Annotated in this window: 15 protein-coding genes; 10 read left to right on the top strand and 5 right to left on the bottom strand. The window is 66.3% G+C overall.

What is annotated here, in order from left to right:
• The 7 genes from PJB24_RS15860 to PJB24_RS01755 all read left to right on the top strand — a co-directional run.
• Positions 1–151: FCD domain-containing protein (locus PJB24_RS15860; protein ID WP_420541865.1), on the top strand; the 151-nt coding region annotated here is incomplete at its 5' end.
• Positions 152–170: 19 nt separating this feature from the next.
• Positions 171–1,157 (top strand): ROK family protein, encoded by a 987-nt coding sequence (locus tag PJB24_RS01780; RefSeq protein WP_273842024.1) that lies wholly within the window; start codon positions 171–173, stop codon positions 1,155–1,157.
• Positions 1,158–1,243: 86 nt separating this feature from the next.
• Positions 1,244–2,557, top strand: coding sequence for an ABC transporter substrate-binding protein (locus PJB24_RS01775; RefSeq protein ID WP_273842022.1), 1,314 nt, complete (start codon positions 1,244–1,246; stop codon positions 2,555–2,557).
• 7 nt (positions 2,558–2,564) lie between these two features.
• A complete protein-coding gene (locus PJB24_RS01770) occupies positions 2,565–3,455 on the top strand; it encodes a carbohydrate ABC transporter permease (protein WP_273842020.1) in 891 nt (296 codons plus the stop codon).
• A 1-nt stretch (position 3,456) separates the two neighbouring features.
• Complete coding sequence (locus tag PJB24_RS01765; RefSeq protein ID WP_273842017.1) at positions 3,457–4,329, top strand: carbohydrate ABC transporter permease; 873 nt, start codon at positions 3,457–3,459, stop codon at positions 4,327–4,329.
• 29 nt (positions 4,330–4,358) lie between these two features.
• Positions 4,359–5,765 carry a glycoside hydrolase family 5 protein gene (locus PJB24_RS01760; RefSeq protein WP_273842015.1) on the top strand — a complete coding sequence of 469 codons (1,407 nt, stop codon included), beginning with the start codon at positions 4,359–4,361 and terminating at the stop codon, positions 5,763–5,765.
• A 46-nt stretch (positions 5,766–5,811) separates the two neighbouring features.
• Positions 5,812–6,894, top strand: coding sequence for a sugar phosphate isomerase/epimerase family protein (locus tag PJB24_RS01755; RefSeq protein WP_273842013.1), 1,083 nt, complete (start codon positions 5,812–5,814; stop codon positions 6,892–6,894).
• 4 nt (positions 6,895–6,898) lie between these two features.
• Here the strand turns inward: PJB24_RS01755 and PJB24_RS01750 are convergent, their stop codons facing one another.
• Together PJB24_RS01750 and PJB24_RS01745 are read right to left on the bottom strand one after the other, a co-directional pair.
• Complete coding sequence (locus PJB24_RS01750) at positions 6,899–7,843, bottom strand: 1-phosphofructokinase family hexose kinase (protein WP_273842012.1); 945 nt, start codon at positions 7,841–7,843, stop codon at positions 6,899–6,901.
• A gap of 111 nt (positions 7,844–7,954) precedes the next feature.
• Complete coding sequence (locus tag PJB24_RS01745; RefSeq protein ID WP_273842010.1) at positions 7,955–8,746, bottom strand: class I fructose-bisphosphate aldolase; 792 nt, start codon at positions 8,744–8,746, stop codon at positions 7,955–7,957.
• 142 nt (positions 8,747–8,888) lie between these two features.
• On the opposite strand from PJB24_RS01745, the gene PJB24_RS01740 reads away from it, so the two are divergent.
• Together PJB24_RS01740 and PJB24_RS01735 are read left to right on the top strand one after the other, a co-directional pair.
• Entirely contained in the window at positions 8,889–9,911 is a 1,023-nt protein-coding gene (locus PJB24_RS01740; RefSeq protein WP_273842006.1) for an NAD(P)-dependent alcohol dehydrogenase, read from the top strand.
• Positions 9,912–9,915: 4 nt separating this feature from the next.
• Positions 9,916–10,914, top strand: a complete 999-nt coding sequence (locus tag PJB24_RS01735) for a zinc-dependent alcohol dehydrogenase family protein (RefSeq protein WP_273842004.1) — start codon at positions 9,916–9,918, stop codon at positions 10,912–10,914.
• Here the strand turns inward: PJB24_RS01735 and PJB24_RS01730 are convergent.
• The 3 genes from PJB24_RS01730 to PJB24_RS01720 form a co-directional block, all read right to left on the bottom strand.
• Positions 10,911–12,137, bottom strand: coding sequence for a hypothetical protein (locus tag PJB24_RS01730; RefSeq protein WP_273842001.1), 1,227 nt, complete (start codon positions 12,135–12,137; stop codon positions 10,911–10,913). The genes PJB24_RS01735 and PJB24_RS01730 overlap by 4 nt on opposite strands.
• Before the next feature lie 197 nt (positions 12,138–12,334).
• Positions 12,335–14,200, bottom strand: a complete 1,866-nt coding sequence (locus PJB24_RS01725) for a choice-of-anchor Q domain-containing protein (RefSeq protein ID WP_273841999.1) — start codon at positions 14,198–14,200, stop codon at positions 12,335–12,337.
• A 164-nt stretch (positions 14,201–14,364) separates the two neighbouring features.
• Positions 14,365–17,469, bottom strand: a complete 3,105-nt coding sequence (locus tag PJB24_RS01720) for an ATP-binding protein (RefSeq protein ID WP_273841996.1) — start codon at positions 17,467–17,469, stop codon at positions 14,365–14,367.
• Between the two features lie 219 nt (positions 17,470–17,688).
• Here PJB24_RS01720 and PJB24_RS01715 point away from each other — a divergent pair, with 219 nt between their 5' ends.
• On the top strand, positions 17,689–18,513 hold the full coding sequence (locus PJB24_RS01715; protein ID WP_273841993.1) for an HAD-IIA family hydrolase: 825 nt from the start codon (positions 17,689–17,691) through the stop codon (positions 18,511–18,513).
• Positions 18,514–18,577: the final 64 nt, after the last annotated feature.

The following is an 18,577-nucleotide window of genomic DNA, read 5'->3' as shown; positions in this document are numbered from 1 at the left end:
GGAAGAACAGCTCGAGGCTCTGAAGGGGGTGCTCGACGATATGCGACGGGCGGCCGCCAGCCAGAGCAACCCGAGAGAGCTTGCCCGTTTGAACCTGGACTTCCACCGGGTGATAGGGGAGGCCTCCGAGGCTTCTGGAGCTGGTCGATGATGCGAGGTATGCGATCGGGGTGGAGGTCGGTACCAGGACGCTCACCGCTGTGGTGACCAACCTGAGGGCACAGGTGAGGCACAGGATGTCTGTGCCTTCGCGCATGGCTGAGGGGCCTGAGGCTACTTATGGGCAGCTGCGGCTGGCTCTGGAGGAGATGAGTGAGCGGTTTGCTGCAGAGCCTGGCATCACCCTGGGGATAGGGGTTGCTGTGCCTGCTCCTGTCGTGGGTTTTTCTGGGGCGCGCTTCAGCCCACCGAGTTTTCCGGGGTGGGGTGAGCTCGATGTGGGGGGGCGACTCGAGAAGGAGTATGGGCTGCCGGTGCTGGTGGACAACGATGCCAATGCCCGGGCCATAGGCGAGCATCTTTTCGGGGTGGGGCAGGGGGTCGGTGAGATGCTCTATGTGATCTGCCACAGGGGTGTTGGCGGGGCGATCATCATGGATGGGGATTTGAGGCGGGGGGCGCGCGGAGGAGCCGGGGAGATAGGCCACACCATGATAGACCCCGATGGTCCGAGGTGTGGGTGTGGCAGGTACGGGTGTCTCGAGGCGTTCGTGGGGAGGGCTGCGATAGCCAGGAGGGCGAGAAAGCTCATGAAGCTCTCCGGGAGGGAGGAGCTTGGGGGGAAGGCCCCAGAAGAGGTGAGAGCCCAGGACGTGGTCAATGCAGCCCTCGAAGGCGATACCCTCGCACAGGAGGTGATCAGGGAGAGCGGGCGGTATCTGGGTGTGGGGATAGCAAACGCGGTGAACGCCTTCGATCCGGAGCTGGTTGTGGTTGGAGGCTCTACGGCGGAAGCCGGGGAACTGCTGCTCGAGCCAGCCCGGGAGATGGTCAGCAAGCATGCCCTGGAGCATGTGGCGAACAGGGTGAGAGTTGTGAGAGGAACTCTGGGGGAGGATGCCGGGGCAATAGGGGCGGCCGCTCTGGTCTTGAGGGAGCTCTTCGCCGTCTCCGTCACGCGGGTGGAGCCGTCTGCTGCAGAACAGGTGGTCACGTAAACGGCAGACTCGGGGGAAGGTTGAAAGGCGACCATTCCTGCAAGGTCGATCGTCACCTTCGTAAATCAGGAAAGGAGTAGAGGAAGATGAAGAGGCTCACGCGGCGCGACTTTCTGGCGGCGGGTGGTGTGGTGTCGGTGGCCACCCTGGCGGCGGGGTGCAGCTTCGGAACCGGCCAGCAGAAGGCCGCCGGTTCCGGGGGGAGCAAGAGCGCAACCATCTGGGACATCAGCACCGGCGACCAGCAGAAGCTCATCAAGGACACGGTGGCACACTTCGACTCCACCCACAAGGACATCTCGGTCTCGGTGCAGTTCTTCCAGAACGACCCGTACAAGAACAAGCTCAGGACCGCCATGGGCGCCGGCAACCCGCCGGACATCTTCTTCGGGTGGGGCGGCGGCATCCTCAAGTCCTACGTGGATGCGGGCAAGGTGTACCCCCTGCCTCCAAATTCTGTGGACACCAAAAAGTTCTTCTCCTCGGTTATGCGCCCGGTCACCTTCAACGGCAAGGTCTACGGTGTCCCGATGCTGGGAACCCAGCCGGTGCTCTTCTACTACAACAAGGAGATCTTCGGCAAATACAACCTCAAACCGCCGAAGACCTGGTCGGAGCTTCTCAGCATAGTAAAGACCTTAAGCCAGAAGGGCGTAACCCCGATCACGCTCGCCGGGCAGAACAAGTGGCCCGATCTCATGTACGAGGAGTACCTGGTCAACAGGGTCGGCGGCCCCAAACCCTTCCAGAACGTGCTGGACAAGAAGCCCAAGGCGTGGTCGGACCCGGCCTTCATAAAGGCCAACACCATGATCCAGCAGCTCGTCTCCATGAAGGCGTTCCCCTCGAACTTCGCTTCCCTGAACTACGACACGGGCCAGTCCACCCAGCTTCTTTACACCGGCAAAGCCGCCATGCAGCTCATGGGGGCCTGGGACTACCAGGCGATACTCTCCAACGCCCCGCAGTTCATCAAGAGCGGCAAGCTGGGATGGTTTCCGTTCCCGAAGGTAGAGGGCGGCAAGGGTAACCCCCAAAACGTCGCCGGCAACCTCACGAACTACTACTCGGTCACCCAGGCCTCCAAAGCCAAGAAGGCGGCCACGACCTTCCTCGACAAGGGGATAATGAACGACTTCGAGATAAACGGGCTGATCAAGATCGGGCTGGTGCCGCCGGTAAAGGGCATCCAGTCCAAACTCAAGCAGCAGAAAGATTCCGACTGGCTGCTCTTCGTCTACGACCTGGCGCAGAACGCCCCCTATTACGATCTCTCGTGGGACCAGGCGCTCCCGGCGCAAGCGGCACAGGCTCTGCTCACCAACCTGGATCTGCTGTTCTTGAAGAAGATCACCCCGCAGCAGTTCTCGAAGAACATGAACAAAGCCATGGGGTTGTAGGAGGAGTATGTCCAGAAGACTGAGCTGGTCAATCTCGCTGATGCTCCTGCCGGCGGTCGCGTTCTTCGTGGTTTTCGCCCTGGGGCCGATGATCGCCGCGGTCTACATCAGCCTTTTGGACTGGAACGGCATATCCACCCCGCACTGGGTGGGCTTTGGCAACTGGGCGAAAGCCTTCACCGACTCGGTGACGCTGCATTCGATCTTTCTCACGGTGCAGGTGATGGTCCTCTCCTGGATCGTGCAGACCCCTATCAGCCTGCTGCTCGGGGTGTTCCTCGCCGGCAGGCAGCGCTACCGGGCGCTGCTCGGGGTCTTCTACTTCCTGCCGCTGCTCTTCTCGGCGGTGGCGATAGGACTCATCTGGGCCTCCTCGATGCTCTCGGCGAACGGGGCGCTGAACTCGTTCCTTAAGGCCATAGGCGCCTCTTCCCTGACCAACGACTGGCTCGGCAACCCGAACATAGCGCTCTACGCCGTGATAGCCGTCATCGCCTGGCAGTTCATCCCGTTCCACACGCTGCTCTACCAGGCCGGGACCCGTCAGATCCCTCAGGTCCTCTACGAGGCGGCGCGCATCGACGGGGCCGGGACGTTGCAGCAGTTCTTCTACATAACGCTGCCGCAGCTCAAGTACACGGTCGTGACCTCGACCATCCTGATCCTCACCGGGTCTCTCACCTATTTCGACGTGATCTACGTAATGACCGGAGGCGGGCCCGGCTATGCCACCCGCACGCTCCCGCTGCAGATGTACATAACCGCCTTCCAGGACGCCCAGATAGGCTACGGGAGCGCGATCGCCGTGATCCTGGCCGTGGTCGGCGTGCTCCTTTCGCTGATCATGATCCGCCTCACCGGCTTCGGCAGGATGGAGAGCCAAGCGGAGGGTCTCTAGGATGGCCGTAGGGCAGAGCACGGCCCGGAGGGAGGCGGCAAAACCGGCGCGGTTGAGGCGCATGCTCCCCAACCCCATCCCGCTCGTCCTGGGGCTGGTGTGGTTCGTCATAGCGTTCTACCCCGTCTACTACATGTTCATCACCAGCCTCAGGACCCAGGCGGGGTTCTTGAGCGGGAGCCTGTGGCTGCCACCCTCGAACCCGACGATAGAGAACTACCTGGGCGTCATCCAGAACGGGATAGGCCTCTACTTCCTGAACAGCGCCTTCGTCACGGTGATAAGCGTGGTGCTCATCGTGGCGGTCTCGCTGCTCGCGGCCTACGCGATAGCTAGGATCAGGAGCAGGGTGGTCCAGTTCACCTTCAGGGTGTTTCTTCTGGGGCTCGCGATCCCGTTGCAGGCGGCGATCATCCCGATCTACGTGCTCATCGTCCACATCGGGCTCTACGATACGCTCTACGGTCTGATCCCTCCGCAGGTCGCCTTCGGGATACCGCTTACGGTCCTGATCCTGGTGAACTTCATCCGCGACATCCCGAACGAGCTCTACGACTCGATGGTCCTCGACGGCAGCGGGCACTTCCGCATACTGCGGAGCCTGGTCTTCCCCCTCTCCCGTCCCGCCCTCATCACGGTAGTCATCTACAACGCGCTTCAGGTGTGGAACAACTTCCTCTTCCCCCTCATCCTGACGCAGAGCTCCAACGTCCAGACCCTGCCGCTGGCGCTGCAGCAGTTCCAGGGTCAGTACGGCGTGAACGTGCCGGGGCTCATGGCGGCGGTCTTCCTCTCGGTGCTGCCGATCATTGTGCTCTACGTGGTCGCACGCCGCCAGCTGCTCGGCGGGCTCACCGCGGGCTTCGGCAAGTAGATCCCAAAACGGCTGGAAGGAGGCAAAGAGTGGCAAACGGTGATTTCCTGTCCACCCGCGGCTCGCAGATACTCGACGGGGAGGGCAACCCCGTCCTGCTGCGCGGGTTCGGGCTTGGCGGCTGGATGAACATGGAGAACTTCATCACCGGCTACCCGGCGAACGAGGAGGCGCAGCGCGAGGCGATCCGCGGGGTAATCGGGGAAGAGAAGTACGAGCTCTTCTTCGACCGCTTCCTGCAGTATTTCTTCGAGGAGGAGGACGCCCGCTTCATCGCCTCGCTCGGCCTCAACTGCCTGAGGATACCCATCAACTACCGCCACTTCGAGGACGACCTGGCCCCCTTCGAGATAAAGGAGGAGGGCTTCAGGCACCTCGACCGGGTGATAGACCTCTGCGCCCGGCACAACATCTACACGATCATCGACCTGCACGCGTTACCCGGCTACCAGAACCAGCACTGGCACTCGGACAACCCGACCCACAAGGCCTTCTTCTGGAAGCACCGGCACTTCCAGGACAGGGCGGCGCACCTGTGGGAGGTCATCGCCGACCGCTACAGGGACAACCGGTGGGTCGCGGGCTACAACCCGATCAACGAACCGGCGGATCCCACGGAAGAGATGATCCTTCCGGTCTACCGGAGGCTCTACGAGACGATCCGCTCGGCGGACCCGAACCACCTGATCTTCCTGGAGGGCAACCGCTACTCGCAGGATTTCCACATGTTCGATGAGCCTTGGGAGGGCGTAATCTACACCAACCACGACTACGCGCTGCCGGGCTTCGTCGACGGCGGTCCCTACCCCGGCGTCTCCCGCGGCGAGTACGTGGACAGGAAGGTGCTCGAGGAGACCTTCCTGAGAAGGAGCAGCTACATGCTCGAGCACGGGACCCATATCTGGGTGGGCGAGTTCGGGCCCGTCTACCCGCAGTGGGACCCCGAGAGCCACGAGTCGCGCTACCGGGTGCTCGAGGACCAGCTCGAGATCTACGACCGCCACGAGGTGAGCTGGTCGATCTGGCTCTACAAGGACATCGGGCTGCAGGGCGTCGTCTACGCCGCCCCGGACTCCCCCTACCTGGAGCGCATAAGGCCCGTCCTGGAGAAGAAGATCCGCCTCGGCGCCGACTCCTGGGGCACGACCGACGAGCACATCCGGGACGTGATGGAGCCGATCGAACGCCTCTTCGAGCGGGAGTTCCCGGACTACTCCCCTTTCCCCTTCGGCACCCAGCGAGACATAGAGCAGCTCGTGCGCCACATCCTCATCTCCGAGCCGCTGGTCCCGGAGTTCGCCGGGCGCTTCCGAGGCATCTCCGAAGAGGAGATAGACGAAATGATGCAGTCGTTCCGCTTCGAGAACTGCGTGCAGCGTACCCGGCTCGCGGAGATACTCTCCCGCCACGCGAAGCTCCCCGCTGCGGGACAATAGGGACAACAAACCGGGAAAACCCTCCGAGATGGAAAGGAGCCAAGGCATGCTCAAGAACAGCGTGGGGATCTGGGCGTTCGGCCCGGCGGTTACCCGCTTCGTCCCCCCGGGCTACCACCCCGAGGCTGCCAGGGAGTCGATGCAGGAGAAGACAAAAAGGGTCTGCGAGGGGCTCTCGGACATCCTCGACGGGCTGGAATACCACTACCCCGGCGAGATCAACGAGGATAACGCAGAGGAGGTGACCGGCATCCTCGAGGACCACGGCATGGACCTGCCGGCCGTGGCCGCCGGGCTGCACACCGACCCCACCTACTCTCTGGGCGCCTTCATAAACCCCGACCCCTCGCTGCGCCGCAAGGGCATAGACACCCTGAAGCGCGGGATAGACCTCGCTTCTGAGGTGGGGGCGAACTTCATCATCTGGCCCGGCGCCGAGGGGTACAACTACCCCTTCCAGCGGCCCTACGCCGAGACCTGGCGGGCGTTCATCGAGGCAGTCGCAGAGCTCACGGACCACGCCAACGAGCGGGGCATCAAGGTCTTCCTCGAACACAAGAACTCTGAGCCGGCGATGAAGATCCTGATGCAGAACATCGGGATGACGCTCTTCACCATCCAGAAGGTGAAGGCTTTAGGAGTCGACACCCAGAACCTGCTCGTGAACATGGACTGGCAGCACCTGATCATGAACGGAGAGAATCTGGCCGAGTACGCAGCCCTTCTCGCCTCGGAGAACAAGCTCGGCCACCAGCACGGAAACGACGGCTGGGGTTCCTTCGACGACGACAACGTGGTCGGCACCAACTTCTTCATGCAGACCCTCGAGCTCGCCCAGACCCTGCAGGACGTGGGCTACGGCGAGAACGGAGAGCGGGTCGGCTTCGACCTCTACCCCTACACCGAAGACCAGGTGGCCGCCGTCCGCCGCGCCATCCTGCACTGGGAGTTCATCTGGGAGCTGGCGAAGAAGATAGACCGCGCCGCGCTCAAGGAGGCCAAGCTTAACGCCGACGCCCTCTCCGCCCAGAAGGCGGTCTACGCCTCTTTGGGCCTGGATCGCTCCTTCGAAGAGGAGGTCGCAAGGCGCCACCGCGAGCTACGCTCAGGAGAGCAGAAAACGACCTAGCGTCTCATCGTCGCAACTCTTCGATACGAACCTGCGGCAGCAGCCTTTTCACGTCGTCGGGATGCACCACCCCGGCGGTGAGCGTGAGGGCGTTGGCGGCGGCGCAGGCGGTCCCGTAGGCCGCGGCTTCGGGGACGGTGGCCCCGCGCGTCATGGAGAGCAGGAGCCCGGCGGCGAGGGCGTCGCCGGAGCCGATGGGGTTTACGGCCTCGATGCGGGGGGGCCGGATGCGCCAGAGTCTACCTTCGGGTCCGGCGAGCACGGCCCCCCTCTCCCCCACCGTCACCAGCGCCCACACCGCCCCGGCCGAGAGCAGAGCCCGCGCCGCCTCCCCGGCGTCCCGCAGGGGGTCGTCCGTGCGCGAGAGGCCGAGCGCCGATGCCGCCTCATCCAGGTTCGGTTTGGCGAGGAATGGTCGCTCCCGGAGGGCGCGTGTGAGCAGGTCTTTCTGCGCGTCGAGGAGGATGGGGACGCCGCGTTCTCTCGCTTCGCACACGAGCCGGGCGTAGATGTCCTCCGGTACACCTGGGGGCATCGTCCCGATCAGGCAGAGAGCAGAAGCGTCAGGGAGACGGGCGGCCACCGATTCCTCCAGCTCGCGTGCGGCCCCCTCCGGGACGCGCGGAGCCTCCTCGACGAGTTCGGTCACCGGCCCCTCGTCCGGCACGAGCGTGACGCAGGTGCGGGTCGGCGCCTCCTCCACCCAGACCGGCTCGCAACACACGCCGTTCTTCGCGAGAGCATCGGAGACGAAGCGCCCGGGATCACCGCCCAGGAAGGTCAGGGCAAGAGCGTCGCCGCCGAGGGTCGTGGCGATGCGGGCCGCGTTCGAGACCTTCCCGGAGGCGGTGACGCGGACCTCGTAGGCACGGTTGACCGCGCCGGGTACGAGGGAGCGGAGGCGCAGCGTGCGCTGCATCGCCGGGGTCCCGCCGCAGAAGAGGATCACACCTCGCCCGCCAGACGTGGCCACAGGGGCTCTATCGCCCCGGCGAGGGCGATGCAGGGCTTACAGGCGCGGGCGAGCCTCTCGCGCCCGACCGCGAGCACCTCCAAGACGCTACCTCCCGGCGTAGACGCCGTGTACGGCCTCGCGGACCGCGGAGGAGACCTTCCGCGGGTCGTCGGCCTGCCAGATGTTCCTGCCGTAGACGACCCCGCGGGCACCGGCCAGGATCGCGCCGCGGGTCGCCTCGATGAGCGCATCCCCGGAGTCGGTCTTTGGCCCGCCGAGCGTCAGGATGGGGACCGGGCAGCCCTCTACGACCCGCCGCATCGTCTCCACGCTCCCGGTGTACTCTGTCTTTATGACGTCGGCCCCGAGCTCGGCGGCTATCCGGCAGGCAAAGGCGAGGAGCTCGGGATCACGCTTATCATCTATCCGGGAGCCCCAGAGGGTGGCCTCGACCATGAGCGGGACACCCACCCGGTGGGAGGCGGTGGCAGCCTCGGCCACGGCGGCGGCGTTCTCGGCGAAGAGGTCGCCTTCTTCGACACCTAGGATCAGGAACATCACCGCACATCCGGCCCCCAGAGAGGCAGCCTCCTCCGGGCTACAGATCACGCGGTAGCTCTCCCCGCTCGCCTTGAGGTCGTCGTCCAGGAGCGCGAAGTCGCATCGCACGAGCGGGACCGGGGCGCCGCGGTGGGCGAAGAGGTGGGTGGTTCGTTTCAACATCCCCGGCGAGAGCAGGACCCCTTCGGGCTCGCAGGTGGAGACGATCCTCTCGACCACACCGACGGGGTTCTCCGGCGACACCCTGAGCGTGAGCCCGTGGTCGAAGGCGGCGACGAACGCGTTGCCGCTCTGCCGGTCGAACAGCCTGCCCAGCCTCATCTCCGCTCCGTTCAAAACACCTCCCTGGATCTTTGGCCCATCAGCAGGGCTATCTTACACCCACCTCACATCGGTCAGGTAGACGCCCCTCGTTCGTCCACCTGCCGAAGGCTTATCCTGATATGAGCAGCCAATGAAGAAAGGAGCGTGACAGGGAATGAACAACCAGGCCGTCGTGATGTACGCTCCCCACGACGTACGGCTGGAGGAGCGGCCGATGCCCGAGCCGGGACCGAAGGAGGTCCTGGTCGAGATAAGATCCGTAGGGGTCTGCGGCTCGGACATCCACTACTACGAGCACGGCAGGATAGGCTCGCACGTGGTGGAGAAACCCCTGGTCCTGGGGCACGAGTCATCCGGTGTAATCGTCGGCCTGGGTGAAGGGGTGACAAAACACGAGATCGGGGAGCGGGTCGCGCTGGAGCCGGGGGTGCCCGACGGGACCTGCCGGGAATGCCGCGCCGGGCGCTACAACCTGTGCCCGAACGTCCGCTTCTTCGCCACCCCGCCCATCGACGGGGCGTTCGCCAGCTACGTCACGATCCACGAGGACTTCGCCTTCAGGCTGCCCGACTCCCTCTCCGATGACGCCGGGGCTCTGATGGAGCCGCTCTCGGTCGGGATCTGGGCGTGCCGCAAGGCAGGCGTCGAGGCCGGAGACCACGTCCTCATCACCGGGGCCGGTCCGATAGGGCTCCTGGCGATGCAGGTCGCCCTGGCCAACGGCGCGACCGAAGTCACCATCACCGACGTCGTCCCCGAGCGGCTCGAGCTGGCGAAGAAGACCGGGGCGACCCGCGCCATAAACGTCTCTGATGAGCCGCTCGCAGGGAGCGGGCTCGAGGCCGACGCCCTGATCGAATGCTCCGGCAACGAGCGGGCTCTCGCCGGCGGCATCCGCTGCCTGAGGCCCGCCGGGACCGCCGTGGTCGTGGGGATGGGTCCGGGAGAGGAGGCTACGGTGCCGCTCGCTTTGATCCAGAACCGTGAGATCTGGCTGACCGGCACCTTCCGCTATGCGAACACCTACCCGGCGGCGATAGAGCTCGCCGCGACGGGGAGGGTGGACGTGGAGGCGATCGTGACCGGCCACTACGGCCTCGCGGAGACAGAGGCCGCTCTTCAGGCTCCACGCAGGGACCCGGCGAACGTCAAGCCGGTCGTGAGACCGGGGGCTTAGAGAGATGGGTACGAGCATCGTCTGGAACGGGGCGCAGGGTATCGAGCGCACCCCTCATGAAGCGCCGCCGCCCGGCTCCGGAGAGGTGCGTCTGGCGGTCGAGGCGTGCGGGCTGTGCGGCACCGATCTGCACATAGCCTCTGGTGAGTACCCGCTCGCCCGCCCCCGCGTCGTGCTCGGGCACGAGTTCTGCGGCACCGTCGCGCAGGTCGGTGAGGGCGTGGAGAACGTCTCCACCGGAGATCGGGTGGTGGTGGACCCGAACATCCCGTGCCGTTCCTGCCCCCACTGCCAGGGCGGTCGCCCCCACCTCTGCGAGCACCCGCAGGCGATAGGCGTGACCCGCGACGGCGGGCTCTCGGAGACGGTGACCGTCCCGGCCTCCCAGCTCTACCGGGTGCCGGAAGGCCTGCCCCCCGAGGCCGCCGCGCTCACCGAGCCTCTGGCGTGCGTTCTGCACGCGGTCGATCTCTCGGGGATACTACCGGGCGAGAGGGCTCTGGTCCTCGGGGCGGGTCCAATCGGGGTGCTCGCCGCCGCGCTGCTCGTCGCCGCCGGCTCATCCGGGGTACTCGTGAGCGAGCCGGACCCCGCCCGCCGCGAACGCGTCCGGGAGTTCGGGGCCACGCCCATCTCCCCCGAAGAGCTGGACGGACAGGGAGACTTCGGCGTCGTGCTGGAGTGCGTCGGGCATCCGGAGACGATGCGCCAGGCGGTGGAATCAGCCAGAGCGGGAGGTACGATCGTCTGGGTCGGGGTGGCTCCGCCCCAGGCCGAGGTGTCCATCCGCCCCTACGACATCTTCCGTCGGGAGCTCACCATCCGCGGCACCTACACCAACCCGTTCACGATGGAGCGCTCGCTCGCCCTGCTCGCCTCCGGCCACATCGACTGGCGGAAGGTCATAACCCACCGGCTGCCGCTCGACCGCTTCGACGAGGCGTGGGAGGCGCACCGGGCAGGCGCCGGGCTCAAGGTCTGCGTCACGCCCGGCACCGCTTAAGCCCGGCCTCGAGCACGCTGGCTGCGCACCACCTCGAAGCTCCACGAGCGCGAGGTCGTCAGTCCGAACTCGTCTCCGGCACCAATCCTCACGCGGTGGGTACCGAAGGAGAGGTTGTTCTTGGGGGTGAAGCTGAGCCGCCCGGTCGAGCGATCGTAGGAGAAGGTGGTGACCTTGCGCCCATCCAGCTTGAGACTTATGTTCTTCTTCCCGAGGTACTGCTGCCCGTCGCGCACGGCCGCCGCGATTGTGGGTGTGCGGTCGCGCACTGACCTGCCGGGCTTTGGAGAAGGCTTCGTTACCGCGGGCGAGAAGTTGGGCTGCCAGTCGGGATCTCCGTTGTAGCTGGTGCCAGCGGTGATCTGGGTTGGCACGCCTCCTGCAGCGGAGATCGTGTAGATCTGAGCGTTGTTGCTGCTGTCGTAGCCCCGGTAAGCGATCCTCCTGCCGTTTGGAGAGTAGGCGGGATCGTAGCTGCCGCTCGTGTTATAGGTTATCTGGGTGGGCACCCCGCCCGAGGCAGCTATCGTGTAGATCTGGGAGCGGAGGTTGGCGTCCGAGGCACTGTAGGCGATCCTCCTGCCATCCGGCGACCAGGAAGGATAATAGACGTACTTACCGCTGGTTAGCAGATGGGGAGTACCTCCGGAAGCAGAAACCGTGTAGATCTGGGAGTTGGTCCCATCGTAGCTGTCGTAGGCTATCTTCTTGCCATTGGGGGAGAAGACAGGATGGTAGTCGCTTACGCTGTTGTCCGTGATCCGGGTGGGCACACCACCCTTTGCAGGGATGGTGTAGATCTCGTAGTCGTTCCCGTCGTAGGCATAGTAGGCGATCCGCTTTCCGTCGGGGGAGAGCGAAGGGCCAAACTCCGCCACGGTGGGGGTGTTGGTGATCTGCCTGGGCGCTCCACCTTTTGCGGAGATCGAGTAGATATCAGCCTCGCCGCCTGTGTCTTCGTGATCGTAGACGATCCTGCCACCCCTGGCGGAGTAGGCCGGCCAGTAGTCGTATCCGGAGGTCGTGGCCGTAAGCTGCCTGGGGCCTGAGCCGTCGGGCCTCACGGTGAAGAGCTGGCAGTATCCCGGTGAACATTGAGCGAAGACGATCCTGCCGTTATGGCCGGGAAAGGAAGCTCTGGCCGGGCCCGCATCCACCATCAAAGACCCCACGATAACGGCCGCGGTGAGCGCGCCGAGCATGGTTGCCGCTGTCTTTTTCATATCTACCCGCTTTCTATGCCTCCGATCGACTTTCATCTTTCCCTACGACCTGCGTCCGGGCGTGAGTCTGGGGGCGGGGCGGCGAGCTCCACCACCGCCCCGATAGAAACCAGGAAGCTCAGGATGAGGGTTCCGCGTCCCGATCCCCTGCTCGCTCCGATACCTCTCGCCAGTCCTGCCCCCTTCTTGTAAAGTGGTCAAATGCGCTTCACCTTCTCGCAGCTGCTCGCGACCTTGTCCACGCGGTCGGCGGACACATGATCGGTACCCTTGCCGCAGGTGATGACGTCGCGGTGGTGGTCGCGGGCGTTGATGTCGTCGTTTCCGTCACCGCCGTTCAGGTGATCGGTCCCCGGACCGCCGCTCAGTACGTCGCCTCCCGGGCCGCCGTTCAGGGTGTCGTTGCCCCTGCCACCGCCTAGGAAGTCCGCGCCCCGGCCTCCAAAGATGGTGTCGTTGCCCCTGCCGCCGGAGAGGGCGTCGTTGCCGCCGGCACCACGCAGCGAGTCGTCTCCGTCGAGGCCCAGGAACCCGTCCGCGCCGGCCGTCGGCGCAAGCTCGGGTTTGGTGGAGCTGTCAGCCCCAAAAGTGCCGACGCGGTTGACCACGGTGCCGTGGACCCTGACGAGTTCGTAGGCGCCGATGTCGCAGCGGCCGCCGAGAGCCCGGGGGACGCCGCGCTGGTCGACCGGCTCACAGCCGCCGGAGGCGGGATCTCCATGGTTGATGGCTGGGCTGCCGGGCAGCAAGGCGTAGGTGAAGACGCGGATGAAGGGGCCGCCGTTGAAGTGGTCGGACGGGTCGAGCAGCGGGTTGATCGGTGAGGCAGGTGTGCCGAGCTGGTCGCCGCTCGCCGGGTCGTTGATGCAGGTGCTGGTCGGGTTGCCGTTCTCGCCGACGAGGTTGTAGCCCGACGAGCGCACCACGCCGCCGTTGTTCAGGTTCTGGTCCAGACAGTCGTTGAACGTGCCCAGCCCCGAGGCGTCGGTGTCGTGGTTGCCGGCCAGGATCGTGTCGGCCAGCGTGGCAGAGGTTATGCCCTGACCGTCGTCCTGGGCCGCGATCCCGCCGCCGTCACCGGAGTTGTTGGCGGTGATCGTGTCGTTCTTGAGCACGAGCACCGCGTCGCGGACGCGTATGGCGCCGCCCAGCTCACCGGCCGTGTTGCCGTTGATCGTCGTGTTGGTGAAGCGATAGCTCCCTGGGCCCTGCTGGCTGCCCGTGAGGTAAGCGCCGCCGCCGAATGAGCTTGCGACGTTGCGGCCCAGCTGAGAGCCCACGACGATCACGCTCGTGCTGCTCCCGGAGGCGGTGGACGCGGCCATGGCCGCGCCGGCGAACGCCTGGTTGTCGAAGAACCTGGAGTTGTAGACCTCGGTCAGCCCCGGGCTGAACGTGTAGATCCCGCCGCCGAAGCCGCCGAGTCCGTTGGGCGGGCCGGTCGCGGTGTTGCCCGAGACCTCGACCCGCTGCAGCACGGCGTGGCTCTCGTTGTAGATGCCGCCGCCGACGTGGCCCGTCCCCGGCACCGAATTCCCGATGACGCTGCCGCCGAACATGTAGAGACCCCCGGCCGAGGAGTCGACCCGGATGCCGCCGCCGCGGGCCACCCCGTCCGCGTCGACGGGTGCGACGCCCCCTTCAACCGTGATCCCGTGCAGCTCGAGCACCCCTCCCACGACCTCGAAGACCCGGTCGTGGGTCGCGGCCCCGTTGCCGTTGACAACGGCCGTGCCCTGGCCGGTGTCGTCGATGACGAGGCTCTCGGTGACGTCGAGATCGCCCTGCGAGGCGCCGCCGGTGCCGGGGATCGCGAGCGTGTAGGTGCCGCCGGGCAGGTCGATCTCATCCGTTCCCGGGTGCCCGTTCGCCGCGATCACGGCCTCCCTGAGCGAGCAATCCCCCTGCTGGCAGCCGCCCGGGGTGGGATCGTCCGTCCGGCTCACCGTGTAGGTGTCGGCGAAGGCCGGCGCGGAGAACGCCACCGTCACCACCCCGACCACGAAGAGCAACAAAAGGAGGGCTCCGTGGCCCGCTACCGGATTCTCTCTGCTCCAAATCATCGATTCTATCCTCTGCTTCCTTCAGAACGGGCTCTGCGACCACCCGTATCCCACACCACGTGGGACAGAGGGCAGGCACCGCACCTGACCCGCCTCGACGCGAGTTCCGCCACTTGACCGGAACGTTAGCGAACATCCCTTACCAGGCTCTTACCTGGAGCTGTTCAGGCGTGGGTATTTCTGGCCATTTTCGTTTCACGCGGGTTCTGCCCGGCCACCCAGGCGGCTATCCCAGACCTGGAGGGCACGTCAAGCCTGCGGATGATCGCGGCGACGTGGTTGGCGACGGTGTTCTCGGAGATCCCGAGCTCCGAGGCGATCTGACGGTTCGCAAGGCCCTGGGCGACCAGGAGCGCCACCTCCCGCTGGCGGGGGGTGAGGAGATCCTCCGAAGGAGCGGGCTCCTCCGCGGAGAGCCCGTACTCGATGGCCCGATCCGGGGACATACTCCTCCCCTCGGCGTAAGCCGCCTCGAAGGCCGGATGGCCGAGAGCCTCCCGCACCGCGGCGATGTAGCCCTCGTAGTCGTAGTGCGTCCGGACGAGGGGGACGGGGGGATGGCCGATGGACTCCCCCAGGGCGCCCGCGGCCCCGAAGAGGCGCGCCGAACGAACGTGGCGCCCCTCCAGGGCAGCCACCCCGGCCAGCCCGAGCAGTCCGACCACGGTGCCGACCTTGTCCCCGAGGTCCCGCAGGAGCAGGACATCATCCCGGAAGATCCGGGCAGCATGCCCGGCGTCTCGCCGGGCGAGCGCGTTGAGGCCCATGATCGTGAGGCACTGGGCGCAGCTGCGGAGGTCCCCCACCTCCCGGAACAGCGCGAGGCTCTCTCCGGTCCTGGCCAGAACCTGCGCGTGGTCCGCATCGAGCGTGGCGAGCATCCCAAGCGTGAGCAACAGGTGGGCGGCGGCGCGGGGATCCTCCGTACGCTCGAGCAACCCCTCCGCCTCCACACGCAGCGTCTCCACCCGCCCGAGGTTGCCCAGGATCCCCGCGGCGTGCGCCAGGTAGTTGATCGCGAGCGCCTGTCCGACCTCATCGCCGAGCTCTCTGTAGATCCCTAGAGCCTCCTCGAGCATCCCCATCGCCCGGGAGTCGAGCTGGTAGACGGCGATGAACCCGGCTTCTACCAGCGCCCCGGCCCGCAAGGCGGCCGGAGGAGAGCACCCGGCGAGCCCCCTCTCCATCCACCGGCGCCCCTCACCCGGACCATGGGTGTCCCAGAAACGGTCCAGCGCGACCGCCATCCGCAGGCCCATCGCGGCACGTTCCGTGTCCCCCCCGTCCAGGCACCAGCCGAGGGCGGCCCGCAGGTTTCCGTACTCTCCTTCCAACCGCCCGATCCATGCGGCCTGCCCCGCACTGATCAGCCCGGACTCCGCCCTCTCGGCCAGGGCGAGGTAATAGCGGGCGTGTAGATCGCGTATCCGCTCCTCCTCCCCGCTCTCCCGGAGCTTCCCGGCGGCGTAACGTCTCACCGGCTCGAGCATCCTGTAGCGGAGCGTGGCGTCGCGCCGCATAAGGACCAGCGAGCGGTCCACCAACCGCGGGAGCACCTCAAGCACTTCCGGCCCTCCGCCCCCGCACGTCAGCTCCGCCGCCTCCAGCGGGAAGGGCCCGGCGAAGACCGAGAGCCGCCGGAACAGCGTCCGTTCATCCCCGTCGAGCATCTCGTGGCTCCAGTCCAGCGTCGCCCGCAGCGTGCGGTGGCGCAGGTCGGCGGCCCGGTCCCCCCCGGAGGGGAGAACCTCGAGGCTATGCTCGAGCCGCCCGACGACCTTCTCCAGCGGGAGCGACCCCACCCGGGCGGCGGCGAGCTCGATGGCGAGCGGCAGGCCGTCGAGCTGGCGGCAGATCTTCGCTACGGCGGGGGCGTTGTGCTGAGTTGGTTCAAAGGAGGTCAACCGGGAGCGAGCACGTTCGACGAAGAGCTGTGCGGCCTCCGAGATCATGAGCTCCCCCACGGTTACGTCCTCACCGGCCGGGGGCAGGGAGAGGGTGGGCACCGACCAGACAGTCTCTCCGGGGATACCCAGAGGTTCCCGGCTGGTCGCCAGAATCCTGGTCCGCGCCCCGGCACGGAGCAGGACATTCGACAGGCGGGCCGCCTCCTCCACCAGATGCTCGCAGTTGTCCAGCAGGATGAGGACGGCTTTACCGCGCAGGTGTTCTTCGAGCAACCCTTCCACCGGACGGCCAGCCCGCTCCGACACGCCAAGCGCCGTCGCCACCGCCTGCACGACGAAAGCAGGGCGGGAGAGTGAGGCCAGCTCCACCATCCACACCCCATCCGGGTAGAGGGTAGCCACCCGCCGGGCCACCTCCAGCGCGAGCCGCGTCTTACCCGAACCACCGGCCCCCGTCAGGGTCAGGAGGCGGCTCATCGCGAGGAGGCGCTCGATCTCCCGCACTTCCGCCTCACGGCCGATGAAGCTGGTCAGAGGGGCCGGCAGGTTGTGCAGCACGGGAGCCGCACGATTACCACCCTGCGATCCCCGGGGTCGGCCGTGCAGCAACGGAGCGGGCATCCCGCCGGACCTTATCCTCTCGTAGAGCAGCCGGGTCGTGGGCTCTGGAGACATACCGGGGCCCTCCGCGAGCACCCGCCTGAGCCGTTCATACTGGAGGAGCGCCTCACCGCGCCGTCCCTCCGCCGCGTACGCACGCATGAGCCCCGCGTGGGCCTCCTCCTCGTATGGCACCTCGCGGAGCACCAGTTCGAGCACCCCGATCTGGTCGCCGTACTCCGCACGCTCCTCGTGCAGCGCAGCGAGTTCCAGCAGCAGCTCGACCCGCAGCCGGCGCAGAGCATCCCGCCTCTCCTCCGTCCAGGCTTCGTAGCGGTCTTCCGGCAGGAGATCCCCCGCATAGAGGTCGAGCGCCGGGCGGTAGGCAGCGGGCTCCCGGAGGCGGCGGGCGACGGCGGCAGCACCCTCGAACGCCTCGACATCGACCCGCAGCGAACCGTCCGGACACAGTGAGACCACCCCTCCTCGCAACTGCAGAGACCGGTAAGATCGCCCACCGGCGCTCCCGAGCGCCCGGCGGGCGAAGTGCAGGGCGCGGTGGAAGTTGTTGGCCTGGGATCTCACGTCAAGCTCCGTCCAGAGGACCTCCGTCACCTGATCCCGGTGCAGCCGGTGCCCCGACGCGAGCGCGAGCAGCTTGACGAGGTTCGCCGCCTTGCGCAGCCGCCAGGCTGCGTCATCGACGGTCTGCCCGCCGACGACGACTTCGAACCCGCCGAGAAGCCGGATCAGGATGGGCACCTCTCTACCGGCTCCCTTCCCCGGCCGATGGCGTTGGAGGACCATGCACACCCCTTATCGCGCGACAAGTGCATCATATATCCCTGCCGGACCAGGCGCCTCCCCCATACGGCATATTCTTCTTCCTCGCCGGGCGCCTACTACACTTTCACCGCCTGAGGCTGTATCCTCCTGAAGGAGTGCGATCACGAACGACAGCCATCCGTAAGGGGTGAGCGGGTGAGCGCAGGGGTCTCGCCGCACCCGCCGGAGAAGCTCTACGAAGGCTACATCTTCGACCTCGACGGGACGATCTACCTCGGCGACGAGCTGCTCCCGGGGGCAAAGGAGCTGGTCGAGAGGCTCAGGGAGCTCGGGAGGCGCCTCGTCTTCCTCTCGAACAACCCCACCAGGGACCCGGCGATGTACGCCGGGAAGCTCACCCGCCTCGGGCTGCCGACGCCGGAGCGTGAGATAGTGAACACCGTCGTGACCATGACCCGCTGGCTGGTCGAGAACCGCCCCGGAGCGGCCGTCTTCCCCATAGCCGAGGAGCCGCTCCGGCGGGCGTTGCGCGAAGCCGGGGTTCACCTCTCCGAGAACCCCGAAGAGATAGAGGTCGTCGTCGCCTCCTACGACCGCACCTTCGACTACCGCAAGCTCAGGATAGCCTTCGATGCGATCTGGTACCACGGTCGGGCGGAGCTCGTCACCACCAACCCTGACCGCTACTGTCCATTGCCGGGAGGGAGGGGCGAGCCGGACGCCGCGGCCATCGTCGCCGCGATAGAGGCGTCGACCGGGGCCAGGTGTACGCTGAACGCCGGCAAGCCTTCGAGGGTGATGCTCGAGGCCGCGCTCGACGCCCTGGGGCTCGAGCAGGGAGAATGCCTGGTGGTCGGGGACAGGCTCTACACCGACATAAAGATGGCCACCGACGCGGGCATGGACTCCGCCCTCGTCCTGACCGGCGACAGCGGCATCGAGGACGTGCAGCGGGCGCTGGAACACGAACGCCCGACCTACGTCCTCGACAGGATAGACCGGCTGCTCCCCGGTGGCTGACCGCCCGGGCGTGATGCAGTGCGGGGATGGACCCCATAAGGCAGGGAGCGCTTCGGATGGCGAA

The organism is Rubrobacter calidifluminis, assembly GCF_028617075.1.
In the GTDB taxonomy this organism is placed as follows: Bacteria; Actinomycetota; Rubrobacteria; order Rubrobacterales; family Rubrobacteraceae; genus Rubrobacter_E; species Rubrobacter_E calidifluminis.
The sequence above is the reverse complement of the archived record's forward strand: the minus strand, read 5'-3'. Positions and strand labels throughout refer to the sequence as shown.

Excerpts from the sequence above, each read along its gene's own strand:
- PJB24_RS01775 (WP_273842022.1), top strand. The coding sequence starts at position 1,244 with ATGAAGAGGCTCACGCGGCGCGACTTTCTGGCGGCGGGTGGTGTGGTG.
- PJB24_RS01770 (WP_273842020.1), top strand. The coding sequence starts at position 2,565 with ATGTCCAGAAGACTGAGCTGGTCAATCTCGCTGATGCTCCTGCCGGCG.
- PJB24_RS01765 (WP_273842017.1), top strand. The coding sequence starts at position 3,457 with ATGGCCGTAGGGCAGAGCACGGCCCGGAGGGAGGCGGCAAAACCGGCG.
- PJB24_RS01755 (WP_273842013.1), top strand. The coding sequence starts at position 5,812 with ATGCTCAAGAACAGCGTGGGGATCTGGGCGTTCGGCCCGGCGGTTACC.
- PJB24_RS01740 (WP_273842006.1), top strand. The coding sequence starts at position 8,889 with ATGAACAACCAGGCCGTCGTGATGTACGCTCCCCACGACGTACGGCTG.
- PJB24_RS01735 (WP_273842004.1), top strand. The coding sequence starts at position 9,916 with ATGGGTACGAGCATCGTCTGGAACGGGGCGCAGGGTATCGAGCGCACC.
- PJB24_RS01730 (WP_273842001.1), bottom strand. The coding sequence starts at position 12,137 with ATGAAAAAGACAGCGGCAACCATGCTCGGCGCGCTCACCGCGGCCGTT.
- PJB24_RS01725 (WP_273841999.1), bottom strand. The coding sequence starts at position 14,200 with ATGATTTGGAGCAGAGAGAATCCGGTAGCGGGCCACGGAGCCCTCCTT.